The 15,615-nt window shown below is 57.5% G+C and carries 15 protein-coding genes; 5 read left to right on the top strand and 10 right to left on the bottom strand.

What is annotated here, in order from left to right:
* Positions 1-3: 3 nt before the first annotated feature.
* The 3 genes from Q1B27_RS17570 (at position 4) to Q1B27_RS17560 (ending at position 3,455) form a co-directional block, all read left to right on the top strand.
* Positions 4-759: an ABC transporter ATP-binding protein gene (locus tag Q1B27_RS17570; RefSeq protein ID WP_299849336.1), complete on the top strand. Its 756-nt coding sequence runs from the start codon at positions 4-6 to the stop codon at positions 757-759.
* An 83-nt stretch (positions 760-842) separates the two neighbouring features.
* Complete coding sequence (acs, locus tag Q1B27_RS17565; protein WP_299849334.1) at positions 843-2,792, top strand: acetate--CoA ligase; 1,950 nt, start codon at positions 843-845, stop codon at positions 2,790-2,792.
* Between the two features lie 207 nt (positions 2,793-2,999).
* Positions 3,000-3,455: a methylated-DNA--[protein]-cysteine S-methyltransferase gene (locus tag Q1B27_RS17560; protein ID WP_299849511.1), complete on the top strand. Its 456-nt coding sequence runs from the start codon at positions 3,000-3,002 to the stop codon at positions 3,453-3,455.
* Positions 3,456-3,552: 97 nt separating this feature from the next.
* Here the strand turns inward: Q1B27_RS17560 and Q1B27_RS17555 are convergent, their stop codons facing one another.
* Genes Q1B27_RS17555 through fsa form a run of 4 tightly spaced genes read right to left on the bottom strand, consistent with a single transcriptional unit; the run spans position 3,553 to position 6,593 of the window.
* A complete protein-coding gene (locus Q1B27_RS17555; RefSeq protein WP_299849332.1) occupies positions 3,553-4,245 on the bottom strand; it encodes a CDP-alcohol phosphatidyltransferase family protein in 693 nt (230 codons plus the stop codon).
* Positions 4,246-4,280: 35 nt separating this feature from the next.
* Positions 4,281-5,195, bottom strand: a complete 915-nt coding sequence (locus Q1B27_RS17550) for a tyrosine recombinase XerC (protein ID WP_299849330.1) — start codon at positions 5,193-5,195, stop codon at positions 4,281-4,283.
* Positions 5,192-5,899: a DUF484 family protein gene (locus tag Q1B27_RS17545; RefSeq protein WP_299849328.1), complete on the bottom strand. Its 708-nt coding sequence runs from the start codon at positions 5,897-5,899 to the stop codon at positions 5,192-5,194. The genes Q1B27_RS17550 and Q1B27_RS17545 overlap by 4 nt, the downstream gene beginning before the upstream one ends.
* 40 nt (positions 5,900-5,939) lie before the next feature.
* Positions 5,940-6,593 (bottom strand): fructose-6-phosphate aldolase, encoded by a 654-nt coding sequence (gene fsa, locus Q1B27_RS17540; protein ID WP_299849325.1) that lies wholly within the window; start codon positions 6,591-6,593, stop codon positions 5,940-5,942.
* 90 nt (positions 6,594-6,683) lie between these two features.
* On the opposite strand from fsa, the gene Q1B27_RS17535 reads away from it, so the two are divergent.
* Positions 6,684-8,885 carry a primosomal protein N' gene (locus Q1B27_RS17535; RefSeq protein WP_299849323.1) on the top strand — a complete coding sequence of 734 codons (2,202 nt, stop codon included), beginning with the start codon at positions 6,684-6,686 and terminating at the stop codon, positions 8,883-8,885.
* A 3-nt stretch (positions 8,886-8,888) separates the two neighbouring features.
* On the opposite strand, the gene Q1B27_RS17530 is transcribed toward Q1B27_RS17535, so the two are convergent.
* The 4 genes from Q1B27_RS17530 to phaC form a co-directional block, all read right to left on the bottom strand.
* On the bottom strand, positions 8,889-9,854 hold the full coding sequence (locus tag Q1B27_RS17530; protein ID WP_299849321.1) for a LysR family transcriptional regulator: 966 nt from the start codon (positions 9,852-9,854) through the stop codon (positions 8,889-8,891).
* A gap of 6 nt (positions 9,855-9,860) precedes the next feature.
* Positions 9,861-10,427 carry a polyhydroxyalkanoate synthesis repressor PhaR gene (gene phaR / locus Q1B27_RS17525; protein ID WP_299849319.1) on the bottom strand — a complete coding sequence of 189 codons (567 nt, stop codon included), beginning with the start codon at positions 10,425-10,427 and terminating at the stop codon, positions 9,861-9,863.
* A gap of 134 nt (positions 10,428-10,561) precedes the next feature.
* A complete protein-coding gene (locus Q1B27_RS17520; protein WP_299849317.1) occupies positions 10,562-11,008 on the bottom strand; it encodes a phasin family protein in 447 nt (148 codons plus the stop codon).
* A gap of 137 nt (positions 11,009-11,145) precedes the next feature.
* On the bottom strand, positions 11,146-12,951 hold the full coding sequence (gene phaC, locus Q1B27_RS17515; RefSeq protein WP_299849315.1) for a class I poly(R)-hydroxyalkanoic acid synthase: 1,806 nt from the start codon (positions 12,949-12,951) through the stop codon (positions 11,146-11,148).
* Between the two features lie 103 nt (positions 12,952-13,054).
* Here phaC and phaZ point away from each other — a divergent pair, with 103 nt between their 5' ends.
* Positions 13,055-14,365 carry a polyhydroxyalkanoate depolymerase gene (gene phaZ, locus Q1B27_RS17510; protein ID WP_299849313.1) on the top strand — a complete coding sequence of 437 codons (1,311 nt, stop codon included), beginning with the start codon at positions 13,055-13,057 and terminating at the stop codon, positions 14,363-14,365.
* A 5-nt stretch (positions 14,366-14,370) separates the two neighbouring features.
* On the opposite strand, the gene Q1B27_RS17505 is transcribed toward phaZ, so the two are convergent.
* A complete protein-coding gene (locus Q1B27_RS17505) occupies positions 14,371-15,096 on the bottom strand; it encodes an alpha/beta hydrolase (protein WP_299849311.1) in 726 nt (241 codons plus the stop codon).
* A 70-nt stretch (positions 15,097-15,166) separates the two neighbouring features.
* Entirely contained in the window at positions 15,167-15,610 is a 444-nt protein-coding gene (locus Q1B27_RS17500) for a VOC family protein (RefSeq protein ID WP_299849309.1), read from the bottom strand.
* Positions 15,611-15,615: the final 5 nt, after the last annotated feature.

Below are 15,615 nucleotides of genomic sequence, written 5' to 3'. Positions count from 1 at the left end.
CAGATGAACGTCAAACCCGACTTCTCCAAAGGCAAGAACGTTGCCGAAACCGCCCCCGCCTTCCTGTCGGTCTGGGGGATGAAATCCTACTACGGCGAAAGCTATATCGTTCAGGACATCAGCTTTAACGTCCACGAGGGCGAAATCCTTGCCCTGCTGGGCCGCAACGGCGCGGGCAAGACCACCACGCTGCGCTCGATCGCGCGGATGGACAACCCACAACTGAACCACGGCGAAATCTGGCTGGACCACCAGCCCCTGCACAAGATGGCCTCGCACGAGGCCTCCACGGCAGGGATCGGCCTTGTCCCCGAGGATCGCTGCATCATTCCCGGCCTCACGGTCGAGGAGAACCTGCAACTGGCCCAGATCGCGCCGCCCATCGGCTGGTCGATCGAACGCCTCTACGAGCTTTTCCCCCGCCTCAAGGAGCGCCGCAAGCAAGAGGGCGTGACCCTGTCGGGCGGCGAGCAGCAGATGCTGGCAGTGGCCCGCGCGCTGGCCCGTGACATCAAGGTGCTGCTTCTGGATGAACCCTATGAAGGGTTGGCCCCGGTGATCGTGGACGAGATCGAAAAGACCCTGCGCATCATCAAGGAACAGGGCATCACCACGATCATCGTCGAACAGAACGCCGTGCGGGCGCTGGAACTGGCCGATCGTGCCGTCATCCTCGATACCGGCGGCATCGTTTTCGATGGCACCGCCGCCGAGGTGCTTGAAAACGAAGAGCTTCGCGCCGAATACCTCGCAATTTAACGCTTCTGTGGCTGCCCCCTGTTGCACTCCTGCCTTGGGGCGGGCACTATTTTTGCAATCCATAAAAACGAAAAGGGACCGAGATGACCGATAAAACATATCCGCCCTCCGCCGACTTTACCGCCAACGCGCATATCGACGCCGACCAGTACAACCAGATGTATGCCGCGTCGATCGCTGATCCCGAAGCCTTCTGGCGCGAACAGGGACAGCGCGTCGACTGGATCAAGCCCTTCACCACGGTCAAGAATGTCAGCTACGACTTCGGCAATGTCTCGATCAAATGGTACGAAGACGGCCAGCTGAACATCGCCGCCAATTGCATTGACCGCCACCTTGAAACCCGGGGCGATCAGACCGCGATCATCTGGGAGCCCGATAGCCCCGATGAGCCTGCCAAACAAATCACCTACAAGGAATTGTTTGAGAACACCTGCAAGATGGCCAATGCCTACAAGGCGCTTGGCGTCGGCAAGGGCGACCGGGTTGTGCTTTATATGCCGATGATCCCCGAGGCCGCCTATGCCATGCTGGCCTGTGCCCGGATCGGTGCCATCCATTCCATCGTCTTTGCCGGGTTTTCACCTGATGCTCTGGCCGCCCGCGTGAACGGGTCCGAGGCCAAGCTGCTGATCACCGCCGACGAGGCCCCCCGTGGCGGCCGCAACACCGCGCTCAAACTCAATGCCGACAAGGCGCTCAGCAATGTCGATCACGACTGCAAGATGCTGGTGGTGCAGCGCACCGGCGGCGATGTGGCGATGGAAGAAGGCCGCGATCACTGGCTGCACGAGGTTCAGGCAACCGTCAGCGCCGACTGCCCGCCCGAGCCGATGAATGCCGAAGACCCGCTTTTTATTCTCTACACCTCCGGCTCCACCGGCGCACCCAAGGGCGTGGTCCACACCACCGGCGGCTATCTGGTTTATGCGGCGATGACCCATGAGTTGACCTTCGATTACCATGACGGCGACATCTATTGGTGCACGGCGGATGTGGGCTGGGTCACCGGGCACAGCTATATCGTCTACGGACCGCTGGCCAATGGCGCGACCACGCTGATGTTCGAAGGCGTGCCCACCTATCCCGATGCCAGCCGCTTCTGGCAGGTCTGCGAGAAACACAAGGTCAATCAGTTCTACACCGCACCGACAGCCATTCGCGCGCTGATGGGCCAGGGCAATTCCTTTGTCGAAGGTTGCGATCTGTCGTCCCTCAAATTGCTGGGCACGGTGGGCGAACCGATCAACCCCGAGGCCTGGGGCTGGTATCACGAAGTTGTCGGCGGCGGGCGCTGCCCCATCGTCGACACCTGGTGGCAGACCGAAACCGGCGGCCACCTGATGACTCCCCTGCCCGGCGCGCATGCCACCAAGCCCGGTTCGGCGATGAAACCGTTCTTCGGCATCGAACCACTGGTGCTGGAACCGACGAGCGGCGAGATCATCGAGGCCAATGACGTCGAAGGCGTGCTGTGTATCCGCGACAGCTGGCCCGGCCAGATGCGCACCGTCTGGGGCGATCACGAACGGTTCGAGAAAACCTATTTCGCCGATTACAAAGGCTATTACTTCACCGGCGACGGCTGCAAACGCGATGCCGACGGCGATTACTGGATCACTGGTCGCGTCGACGACGTGATCAATGTCTCGGGCCACCGCATGGGTACGGCCGAGGTGGAAAGCGCGCTGGTCGCCCACCCGAAAGTGTCGGAAAGCGCCGTTGTGGGCTACCCCCACAAGGTCAAGGGCCAGGGCATCTATTGCTACGTGACCCTGATGGGCGGCGAGGAATATACCGACGAACTGAAGACGGAGCTCAGGAACTGGGTCCGCCAGGAAATCGGCCCCATCGCCTCGCCGGACCTGATCCAGTGGGCCCCGGGCCTGCCCAAGACCCGCTCGGGCAAGATCATGCGCCGCATCCTGCGCAAGATCGCCGAGAATGACTATGGCGCATTGGGCGACACGTCCACGCTGGCCGATCCGTCGGTCGTCGATGACCTGATCGACAACCGGATGAACCGGGATTGATCACCCCGCCAAAAAACGTTGCCAAAAAGGCCGCCCCTTTCCGGGGCGGTTCTTTTTTGAAGGCGCTGTTATCTGATTGAGTGCGCATACGCGCACGCATGATGTCTCGTCGTCCGCCTTCGGCCTCCTCCTCGGATTGGCGCTTGGGACAGATGTTTGATCAAGATCCGGGTTGTGGTTTCGGATCTTGCGCGCCAGATTGATGTCATGCCCTCCGCTTCACTCGATACCCCGATTGGCCCGCTGACCGTTGACGCCCGAGACGGAAAGATTTTTCGCGTCCGTTGGGTGGATGACCCTGATGGGCCTGAGACACCGCAACTCACAGCAGCGATCCTTCAGCTTCGCGCGTATTTTGAAGGGGCACGCGACAGTTTCGATCTGCCATTGCATGTCGACGGGTCAGATTTTCAGCGCGCGGTTTGTGATGCGATGTATGCCATCCCCTTGGGAGAGACGCGGACTTATGGTGATCTGGCCGCCGAGCTGAACGTCCCGGCGCAGGCCATCGGCGGGGCCTGTGGCGGTAATCCGATCCCGGTGATCATCCCCTGTCATCGGGTGTTGGGTGCAACGACCCTGGGCGGGTTTTCCGGCATGGGCGGGGTCGAAACCAAGGTCTGGCTGTTGCGACACGAAAAGGCCGGTGGATTACTAATCTGAACCTGAAAACGTACGGCCCGTACGAGTCATTCGTGACCCGGGCGGATTGACGTACGTTTTAGCCGTACGCAACGTACGCCTTGTCCGTTTTTCCGGGTTATTTGCGTTCCGGGATGATCTGTTGGGCGATGCCCGCGAAAATCAGGTAGATCGAGGTTGATATCAGCCCCCAATGCGCCCAGCTCTGCGGGTGGAAATCGACCCATGCCGCCCACCCCGCAAAGAAAGTCCAGGCCAGGGTCATCGGCAGCGACACTGATCGCCAACGCTCGGTGCGCACCGGATGGATGAATTTCAACGGCAGGAACATCGCCCCTGCCAGCGCGGCAACCAGGGTCAGGCTGATCCAGAAATTAGGTTCGATCGCGAACAGAACCAGCACGATCATGTTCCAGCAACCAGGGAAACCGGAAAAGGAATTATCCTTTGTTTTCATCCTTGTATCAGCGAAATACATGGCACTGGCAAAGGTGATCACGATGATCGCAAACCATCCGGTCCATCCCGGCAACAGCCCCGACTTGAAGAGGGCGAAGGCGGGAATGAATGTATAGGTGATGTAGTCGATGATCATGTCCAGCAGGTTGCCATCGAACTGCGCGGCATAGTGTTTGACATGGTATTTGCGCGCCAGAGGGCCGTCGATGCCGTCCACGGCAAACGCCACGACCAGCCACAAAAACATCAGGCTCCACTTGCCATCCACGGCTGCCAGCAAGGCCAGCATGGCAAAAACCGCCCCTGTGGCGGTCAGCAGATGAACAGCTAAGGCCTTGAATTCGCGTGTCATGCTTTCCTCTTGCAGGAAAAATGCTGCGGGTGCAATCAAGCTTTGGGATGGGCTGCCTGATAGACTTCCAACAATCGCGCGGTATCCACAGCCGTGTAGGCTTGTGTGGTTGAAAGCGACGCGTGACCCAGAAGCTCCTGAATGGCACGTAAATCCCCACCAGCATTGAGTAAATGGGTGGCAAAGCTGTGCCGCATTGCGTGCGGGGTGGCGCTGGCAGGCAAGCCGAGTTGCAGGCGTACACTTTCGATCATCTTTTGCACCATGCGCGGGTTCAGCTTGCCGCCACGCACCCCGCGAAACACCGGCAAATCATCTCTCAGCGGATGTGGGCAGAGGTTCAGATATCGCTTCATCGCCTCACGCACCGCCGGGATGACCGGCACCATACGTTCCTTGCCGCCTTTGCCGATGACTCGCAACGCACTCTCTAGTGGCAGATCGCGGCCGGTAATGCTCAGCGCTTCGGAAATCCGGAGACCACAGCCATAGAGCAGTGTCACCACCGCCTGATCCCGCGCAGAAACCCACGGATTATCGTGTTGAATTTCAATGGCTTCTATTACGTCTTGCGCCGCCTCTGCGGACATGGGACGTGGCAATTTTCGTTGGAATTTTGGCGACCGTGTTGCCAGAACCGCCGTGGGTTCAAACCCCTCGCGTTCAGACAGCCAACGATAAAAGCTTTTGACAGCAGACAGTTTTCTGGCCAGCGACCGCGCGCCCACATCCCGGCCTCGGACGGATGCCATCCAGCTACGCATGTCGCCGACGGAGATCCGCGCCAAAGCAGCCAGGCCTTGCGTTTCTCCCTTGTGCGCGGTCATGAAGGCAAGAAAACCCGAAACGTCTCGACCATAGGCGTCAATGGTGTTTTCCGAAATGCCGCCCAGCGCCTGTCTGGTATCCAACCACCCCTGTAACGCATCGCGGGCGGCGGGTGAGATCATGATAGCCAGCGGCGCATTGCCCGTTCGAATACACCCGCAAAAAACGCAAGCAGGTCAGTGCCTTGCTGCGGTGTAAACTGATGCGGATCTTCGGCCCCCAACGCGAGCATGCCGGGCAATCGCCCCTCGCCGAAATCCAGCAACAGACAGGCCTCGGAACGCACAAATTCAGCATCGCGGCCATAGATCCGCATGTCACCTTCGTGGATCTGGCGCAACGTCACCTGCCGCCCCGAACTGTTTCGACCTGCATTCAGATATGCCTCGATAAATCCGGGATCGGCAACCGCCAGAACATCACCCAGCTTTTTCACTGCCGGGTCACTTTCATCCTGCACCGTCTCCAGCACCAGCCGGATGGTATCGACACGCAAGATGCTGGCAACCTCCCCGCCCAGATCCATGAGGAAGGACTCGAATTCCACAGGATCAAGCATCCGCAGCACCGCGCGATGCACTTGATTTGTCCCGGCCAGATTTTCATAGGCGGCAGCGATCACACTGCGATGCGTGTCCTCCAGCCTGTCCAGGCGCATCTCAAGGCGTTTCATCGCGATCCCACGCAGATCGACAATGTTGTCACCCATCGCGCGCTCGTTCGCGGAGACAAGCGCGCGCATAAGGTCTTGATCTTCAAGGATAACATCAGGCTGCGCGATGATATGTTCACGCAGAGATTCTTCAATCTCGGGCTTGCTACTCATTAAACGCCTCGGTTTTCTTTTTTGGCCTTATACCACGAGGCTACAGGATTTGCTGCCCCGTTTTTTCCCAATCTGCCAAAAATGCTTCCAATCCTTTGTCGGTCAGCACATGTTCGGCCATCTGCTTGATCACCTTGGGCGGTGCCGTCATCACGTCGGCGCCGATCATGGCGGATTGATAGGCGTGGTTCACGGTGCGGATCGAGGCCGCCAGGATCTGCGTCTCGTAGCCGTAATTGTCGTAGATCTGGCGAATGTCCGAAATCAGATCCATTCCTTCCAGGTTGATGTCATCAAGGCGTCCGATAAACGGGCTGATGAAGGTCGCCCCGGCCTTGGCCGCCAAAAGCGCCTGATTGGCCGAGAAACACAAGGTGACATTCACCATGTTTCCTTCGTTCGTCAGTACGTTGCAGGCTTTCAGCCCGGCCCAGGTCAGCGGTACTTTCACGGCGATGTTGTCGGCGATCTTGGCCAGTTTCCGGCCTTCCGCGATCATGGCGTCGGCTTGGGTTGCGACCACTTCGGCGCTGACCGGCCCATCGACCATATCGGCGATTTCCTTGGTAACTTCCAGAATGTCACGGCCCGATTTCATGATTAGTGACGGGTTGGTGGTGACGCCGTCGACCATGCCAAGGTCATTCAACTCGGCGATCTGATCGACTTCGGCGGTGTCTACGAAAAATTTCATGTAAGGGATCCATTTGCGCGGGTTGGAGTTTCGTCTTCTAGCGTTTACCTCATAGTGTGTGATGCCGAAACCCCTGAACCGGAGCGTAGCTTGACCGTCGATTTGCCCAGCTTTTTCGACCCCGGATCCCTGGTGGCGGTGCTGACAACTCAACCCCTTGGGGGAACGCTGGATTACAAGGCGCCCGAAGGCGGCTGCCATCTTGGCGCCTTTGTCGAGGTGCCGCTGGGCCCGCGCAAAGTGCCCGGCGTGGTCTGGGGCCCGGGGACAGGCGGGTTTGACCTGTCCAAGGCGCGGTCGGTCATCCGCGTGCTGGATGTCGCCCCGATGCGTTTGGAAATGAAGGAGTTTCTGCGCCGGGCGGCGGATTACACGCTGACGCCGATGCCAGCGATGCTGCGGCTGGCCACCCGCGCGCCGGGTCTGGGCAATCCCCCGTCGATGCAAAAGGTCTACCGTCTTGGCGATGGTGAACCGGACCGCGCGACCGACGCGCGCCGCCGGGTGATTGAGGCGCTTCGCGACTATGGCGGGCTGTCCTTCACACTCAAGGAACTGGCGGAACAGGCCGGGGTTTCGACATCGGTTGTCAAAGGTCTGGTCAAACAGGGCGTCGTGCACGAAGAGGCCACGCCGCGCGACGTGCCTTATCCGCGCCTTGACCCGGGCCGCCATGGGAAAGACCTGACCGAAGATCAGAAAGCCGCGTCTGACACGCTGATTAACGGCATAAAAACAGGTGATTATGGCTGTACCCTGCTGCGTGGTGTCACCGGGTCGGGCAAGACCGAAGTCTACCTCGAAGCCGTGGCCGAGGCGCTGCGTCAGGGCCGCCAGGCATTGGTCCTGTTGCCGGAAATCGCGCTGACCGCCGAATTCCTGACCCGGTTCGCCACGCGGTTCGGGGCGCCACCGGCCGAGTGGCATTCGGGCATCACGATGACCGAGCGCCGCCGGGCATGGAAAATGGTCGGCCAGGGCGGCGCACAGGTCGTGGTCGGGGCACGCTCGGCGCTGTTTTTGCCGTTCCAGAATCTCGGGCTGATCATCGTGGATGAAGAGCATGACACCTCCTACAAACAGGAAGATGGCGTGCTCTACAACGCGCGTGACATGGCGGTGCTGCGGGCCTCAATCTGCGGGGCACGCGTGGTGCTGGCCTCGGCCACGCCGAGCCTTGAAAGCTGGACCAACGCTGAGGCCGGCAAATATCAGAAACTTGAACTGACATCGCGCTTTGGCGAAGCGGTGATGCCCGATATCCGCCCCATCGACATGCGGGTCGAAAAACTGCCCTCGAACAGATGGGTTTCACCTACCCTTCAGGCGGCGGTCAAAGACCGGATTTTCCGGGGCGAGCAGGCGCTTTTATTCATCAATCGCCGCGGCTATGCGCCGATCACGCTCTGCCGGGCCTGCGGGCATCAGGTCGGGTGCGATCATTGCGATGCGCGCATGGTTGAACATCGGTTTCTCAAGCGGCTCGTCTGTCATCAATGCGGTGAAACCCGGCCCATTCCAACGGCCTGCCCATCTTGCGAGGCTGAGGATCGCCTGGCTGCCGTTGGCCCGGGTGTGGAACGACTTACAGAAGAGGCAATACAGCTCTTCCCCGAAGCCCGGATCGCCACCTTGTCTTCGGATTTGTTCGGGTCAGCCAGGGCTTTGAAAGCGCAGATCGAGGAAATTTCTGATGGTGGTGCAGACATCATCATCGGCACTCAGCTGGTCGCAAAAGGACATAATTTCCCACTGCTTACACTTGTTGGTGTGATAGATGCCGATCTGGGTCTTCAAGGGTCAGACCTTCGCGCGGCGGAACGTACATTCCAGTTGATGCGACAGGTGGCGGGGCGGGCTGGACGTAGCACTAGAAAAGGTACGGCTCTGTTGCAGACCTTCCAGCCGGAACACCCCGTGATCCGTGCCATCCTGTCAGGCGATGAGGTCGGGTTCTGGCGTGCAGAGGCGAATGAACGGCAGCATGCGGGTGTGCCTCCCTTTGGGCGGATGGCTGGTATTATCCTGTCGTCGCCGGATATGCAGGAGGTGTTCGATTTGGGCAATGATCTTGCTCGCCGTGACGCGCCGCTGCGGCGCGTGGGCGCACAGGTCTTTGGCCCCGCGCCTGCGCCAATCGCCCGCATACGTGGCCGCCACAGGGTACGGCTTTTGGTCAAAGCGCCCAAAGGCGTCGCGTTGCAAGCAGCCGTTTCGCAATGGATCGGTCAGGTCAAAACCTCGAACCAGCTCAGGCTGAGCGTCGATATCGACCCACAAAGTTTTTACTGATGTTCAGAAAACTGTCAGCGTCTCGGCCAAAAATGGATGTTTCCGTATCACAGGCGTAACGATGGTATCTTGCAGGATCGGTTTGAGTGTTTCCGCAACCTGCGCCGGCATATCCTGAAGAATGCCTTTGCGCGCCGTCAGAGAAATATTGCGCGAAAAGGGTTCAAATGGCAGTTCGAACACATCTATCTGATCGGCAAAGCGGCGCGCGCGCATCAACGCCAATGGCGTCAGGATAGACCAACCCGTCCCCTGCCCGACTAGAGCCAGGATCGCGTGGTAACTGTCCAGCTCAAACCGATGCGGCAGTGAGATGTTTTGACGCGCCAGATGCGAGTTGATCACCCGGCCCATGTAAAGGCGCTGCGAATACTGGATAAGCGGCAGACGCCGTAGCTGGCGCAACACATTGCCATCCGGATCAATAACGCCACGCGGCGCCACCACGATAAAGCCTTCACGCATCAGCGGATGCACCTCGACCCATTCTTCCTCCGCGCCCAGCTCTGCCGCGACGATCACGTCCAGTGCCCGCGCGTCCAGCTGATCATAGAGATAGTGACTGGCGCCGATTTCCAGCAGGAACTGACAGCCCTTCAACTCCGACGCCATATGGGTCAGCAATTGCGGGGTTACATCCGCCTCGAGATCCTCAATCATCCCCAGACGGAACCGCGTCAGCATCGAAAGGTCAGACATCGCCAGTTCTGCCCGCGCCTGTGCCGCCTCGTTGAGGATGACCTGCGCCCGCCGATGCATGATCTCGCCCGCCGGCGTCAGGCGTATCGGGCGCGCATTGCGCTGCAACAGCGTGGCCCCGACGGCAGACTCCAGATTGGTCAATTGTTGACTGACAGCCGAGGGGCTGGCCCCCAATCGGCGAGCCGCCGCTGAAATCGAACGCTCATCGGCAGCCGCCATGAACACTTCGATCCCCCAGAGGGTTATGCGGCCCGGGCTATCAACCATCTGCGCTTACTTGCTGAGTTTGGACAGCTTGTCCTGAAGGTCCGAAAGCTGTTTCTTTATCTCGTCGAGATTATCATCGTCGGTGTCATCGGTAGCAGCAGCGCCCTCGGAAGCTGCTGGCGTGGTGCCCATGCTACCCAATCCGCTGGTCATCGCCTTCAGAAAGGCCTCTTGCTGGGCGCGCATCGCCTCCATCCCGGGCATGCCTGCCAAAGGGTTGGCCTTGGTCATATTCTCCACCATCTTGGACTGACCTTCGCGCAGCATCTCAAAGCTGCTTTGCAGAAACTCCGGCACCATGCTCGTGGCATGGGTGGCATAGCTGCGCACCAGGTCGTTCAGAACATTGATCGGCAGCACGTTTTCACCACGGCTTTCATGTTCTGCAATAATCTGCAGCAGATACTGCCGGGTCAGATCATCGCCGGATTTCAAATCAATGATCTGCACCTCGCGCCCGTCACGGATAAACTCTGCGATATCTTCCAGCGTGACGTAATCGGACGTCTCGGTATTGTACAACCGCCGGCTTGCGTAACGCTTTATCAGCAACGGTTTATTGGTATCAGCCACGGTGCGTTCCTCCCCGAAAATGCAGCGCTGCAGCAAAGCTTATGCTACTGCAGCACAAAAAGAAAGGGCGAGCCGCAATGGCTCGCCCTCACTTGAAGTACCCAACAGGGAGGTATCAGGTACGAAAAGTGGTCTTACTTGACAGCAGATGCTTTCTTGGCAGCAGCAGTCACGTCGTCGGTTGCTTTTTTGACGGCTTTGGCTGCGTCTTCTTGCAGGTCTTTGCCAGCCGACATCAGCAGCTCAACGGTTTCCATTTGGACTTTTTTGGCAACTTCAGCGAAGGCGGCCATGTTTTCGGCTGCTACTTCGGCACTGGCCGAGGCAAAATCTGTCACGGCTTTGGCGTAGTCGGCCGGCTCGGATTTCGCTTTGGTCATGTCGTTCAGTTTGGCCAGAGTCTCTTTGGTCCATTTGTTCGAGATTTCAGCCGACTGCTCAGCAGCTGTCAGGGCAACGCCCGACAGTTTTTCGTTCAGAGCGGCTTGGTTTTTGAACGCGTCTTCCATCGCTTTCGTGTCGACGGGGAATGCGCCCATGATGTCTTTCATGACGGTGTTGATGTCTTGTGCTTTAGCCATTGGTTTATTCCTTCATATCCTTAGCGCGGGTCCACCGCGTTTCTGCGTATGCACAGAATATGCATGCTGCAGTGCAGCATTTCAAGTATTTTTTCTGCACTGCAGCAAAATAATTTTGGGCCGCGCTAAACCCTTGATTACAAAGCGCTTGCCTTGCGCTTCACATAGGTCCCAGGGGCCGAACACAGGGGTTTATGCTCCGAATCACCGGGTTCCCTGGCGGCAATTTTCTTGCCAGATTGCTTGCGCAGCCACTTTTCCCATAGCGGCCACCAAGATCCTTCGTGGTATTTCGCACCTTCGATCCAGTCTTCCGAAACCAGCCCCAGATCGTCGTTGGTGTAGTGCCCGTACTTCTTTTTAGAAGGCGGGTTCACAATCCCCGCGATATGGCCGGATTCGGAAACGATAAAGGTTTTGTCCTTGGAGCCGGTCATCTGGAAACCGCGATAACAATCCTTCCAGGGTGCAATGTGATCGGTCTGACACGTCACCGACATCAGGGGAACGTTCACATCCCGGATATGAAGCGTCTCACCCATCAGGTCGATACCATCGGTCACGAACTCATTGCGCTGACACAGGCCGCGAAGATAATCGACCGCCATTTTCCCCGGCAGGTTCGATCCATCACCATTCCAGTAAAGCAAATCAAAAGCCGGAGGTGTTTCCCCCATCATGTAGCTTTTTATGGCCGGTGTGTAGATCAGATCGTTCGACCGCAGGAACGACATGGTACGCGACATGATGAAAGACCGCAGGATGCCCTGCTCGCTGACTTCAGCCTCGATCCCGTCAATGAAATCGTCCTGAAGAAACGGCGTAAATTCACCCTGTTCGGAAAAATCCGTCAATGCCGTGAAGAAAGTGGCGGATTTGATGCTTTTGTCCTTCCGCTTATTCAATAGGGCCAAGGTCAAATGCAAGGTCGTTCCGGCAATGCAATATCCAACCGTATTAACTTGCTTTTGTCCGGTAATTGCCTTTGCCTCGCGGATCGCCGCAAGGAACCCTTCCTCAACGTAGTCTTCCATCCCGACATCGGCGTAAGACGTGTCCGGATTGACCCAGGAAACGACAAAGAGCGTATACCCCTGATCAGTAATCCACTTGATCAGGCTGTTTTGCTCTTTCAGGTCGAGAATGTAGAACTTGTTGATCCAGGGCGGGAAGATCACCAGCGGCACCTCATGAACCTTTTCGGTCGATGGGGCGTATTGGATCAGTTCCATCATGCGGTTGCGATAGACCACTTCACCCGGTGTGGTGGCGACGTTGCCTCCCAATTCAAAGGCGCCTTCGTCCGCCAGCCGTACGACGACTTCACCATTATTGGCCTCAAGATCGGCCACCAGGTTCTCCAACCCTTTAACAAGTGATTCGCCCTCTGTCTCAACTGCGCGCTCAAGCGCATCAGGGTTTGTGCCCAAAAAATTTGTGGGTGACATCAGGTCGATGATCTGGCGCGAAAAGTAGGCAAGACGCCGCTGTTCCTTGGCCTCCAGGTCGTCCACCTCGCCAACGGCCTTTTCGATAGCTTCGGCATTCAGCAAATATTGGTCTTTGATATATCTGAAATAGGGGTTGGTTTCCCACAGCGGGTTGGCAAACCTCTTATCTGTGGGACGCGGTTTTTCTGCGTCCGCTCCCTCTTCCGCGCCGCTTTGCAGCAATAATTGCTGGGCATCTATGTAATGGCGCACGGATTTGCCCCAATACTCAAGCTGGTTCTCAAACAGCTTGCTAGGGTTTTCTAATATCTCGCTCCAATAGGAAGTGGCGGCTTTTACAAACAAATCCGGCGATGGACCACCAAGCGAGGGTTTGGGTGGATTACGAACAGAAAACGCGTTTACCAATCTTTTCGAAAGTTCTTCCACCCGCGCAAGATTTTCATTCAATTTGTCAATATTCACGGCTTCGACGTCCTCATGCGTTGCCATAGTGAAGAAATCCTTCTAAAGTTTCTGCTATGCAGCATAGCGTAGCGTTGCGGGAGGGCAGTGCGACGAATGGAACCGGGCAGACCGCCCCGAGGAGAATAAGATGCGCTACATGGCCACATATGACCTGATGGAAACCCTCCGTAACACCAATCAGTGGCTGGGGGCCACCGCTCTTTCACTTGCATCATATCCGGTTTTTAGCCTTGCGCCAAATCCCGCCTTTCAGTGGATGTCTGCGTGGGGTGAAGTGACGGAACGAACCTTTCAGCGCATGGTAACAAAGCCCGACTGGGGCATCGAAAGCATCACCGGCGAAGATGGCCGCGACCACCTGATCAACATCGAGACCGTGGTCAACCGACCGTTCGGTGATCTGATTCACTTCGATGTCTCAGGCCGTGAAGAAATGGCGCGCCGGGTTCTGCTGGTCGCACCGATGTCGGGCCACTATGCCACGCTTCTGCGCTCGACCGTCCGGTCGCTGCTGCCCGATTGCGAGGTCTATGTGACCGACTGGCACAACGCCCGTGACATTCCGGTTTCAGCAGGCAAGTTTGATATCGAGGATTATACGCTTTACCTTGTCGATTTCATGCGCGAGCTGGGATCAGATCTGCATGTGATCGCCGTATGCCAGCCGGTTCCGCTGACCCTGGCCGCCACCGCTTACCTGGCCGAGCAGGACCCGGATGCGCAACCGCGGTCGCTGACCCTGATCGGCGGCCCGGTTGACCCGGATGCAACGCCGACCGACGTGACCGATTTCGGGCGTCGCGTGACGATGGGCCAGCTTGAAGAGACCATGATCCAACGGGTTGGTTTCAAATATCCCGGTGTCGGACGCATGGTTTACCCAGGCCTGCTGCAACTGGCATCTTTCATGTCTATGAATAGCGAACGGCACATGAAAGCCTTTGTAGATCAGATCTCGCGCGTGGCGCAGGGCAACGCAAGCGATCGCGATCCTCACAACAAGTTCTACGATGAATATCTTGCTGTCATGGATATGCCGGCGGAATTTTACCTTTCAACGGTTGAGCGCATTTTCAAAGGGTTGGAAATTGCTCGCAACCGCTTTGTTGTCGACGGGCACCGCGTCGATTTCAGCAAGATTACTAACGTGGCGGTCAAAACTGTCGAAGGGGGCAAGGACGATATTTCTGCCCCAGGACAGTGTATTGCGGCGCTCGATCTTTGCACCAGCTTGCCAGACAGCAAGAAAGCCAGCTATGTCGAACCCGATGCCGGCCATTATGGTATCTTTGCCGGTCGCAGTTGGCGCAATAATATCCGCCCGCTTGTCCTAGATTTCATCGACGCCAACAGCGATGCGCCCGAACCGCGCAACCGCACATCCCCGCGCAAGAAGGGAAAAGTTAAAAAACCGGCGAACAAGAACGCTGCAGCCTAAACGGATCAACTTTCGACACGGGTACGCAGGACGAATGGCTGTTTCAACCAACCATGCAGCGCGGCATTTGTAGCGTCAGGATTTTCCAGTGTCGGCAGATGCCCGACACCTTCAAGCACTGAAAGTTCGGCATAGGGGATCAGCTCGGCCATCAGCGTGTGGCGTTTTAAGGGTGTGAGCCCGTCCTGATCGCCGCATAATACAAGGGCCGGCACCTTACATTTACGCAATACGGACTGATAGTCGCGCCGGCGCTGCAATGCTCTAATCTGACGGACAATTGCCTCGGGGCCCATGTCTTTGGCCATTTCGAGCAGTTCCGCCATCACCGCACTGCGTCCGGTTCCGGCACCAATATGCTCAGGCGGCATCAACCCCTGCACCGCCTCTTCCAACTGGCCAGACCGTAGCTTGATGATCAGCGGTTCGTAATCCGCAGCGGATTGCGGCGTTTCGGCCAAAGAATTCGTACTGAGCAACGCGATGCGCGTGATCCGGTCCGGTGCACGGCGCAGCATTTCCATTGCTACAATGCCGCCCATCGACAACCCGACCAGCGCGAATTTAGGTGGCACACGGTCAAGGATGTTTGACGCGATTTCTTCTATCCGCTCGCCCATGGTTATCGGCGCAACAGTGACCGAACGGTCCCGGCCGAATTCCAACAACTGCATTGCATAAAGACGTAAGTCGCACATCATGCCCGGTAAAAACACGACGGGAGTGTGCATCAATTAGCGTCCTTGTTCTTGGGAGTGGCGGGATACCTTACATTGCAGCTTGCCACAGCCAAATGCGGCGTCAACTCTTTGTCTCGGTCTGATATCCATTCCAGCGAAATTCGCCATCGGTCGATAGCGGTGAGAACGGATTATGAGCAACTTCCCAGATATGGCCCTCCGGATCGGCAAAATAGCCGTGATATCCGCCCCAGAATACATCGCAGGGTTTCTTGAAAATGATTGCACCGGCAGTCTCCGCGGCTGAAATCAGCGCATCCACATCCTCTTTCTGACGTACATTATGAGCCAGCGTGATTGCCCCGCGCCCCAGTTCATCAATAGGCACACCGATTTCCTCGGCCAATGCCTCCAGCGGATAAAGACCCAAGGTCTGACCAATCAGATCAAAGGCAATCACCCCGTCGGGGCTTTCTACGCGTTGCCAACCCAAGTCTTCGTAGAAACGCGCGGTCCGGTCCATGTCCCGAACCCCCAGCGTAATCAGTGAAACCCGCTGTTCCATGCTCG

Origin of the sequence: uncultured Roseovarius sp. (genome assembly GCF_947489715.1) — a bacterium.
GTDB lineage: Bacteria > Pseudomonadota > Alphaproteobacteria > Rhodobacterales > Rhodobacteraceae > Roseovarius.
The sequence above is the reverse complement of the archived record's forward strand: the minus strand, read 5'-3'. Positions and strand labels throughout refer to the sequence as shown.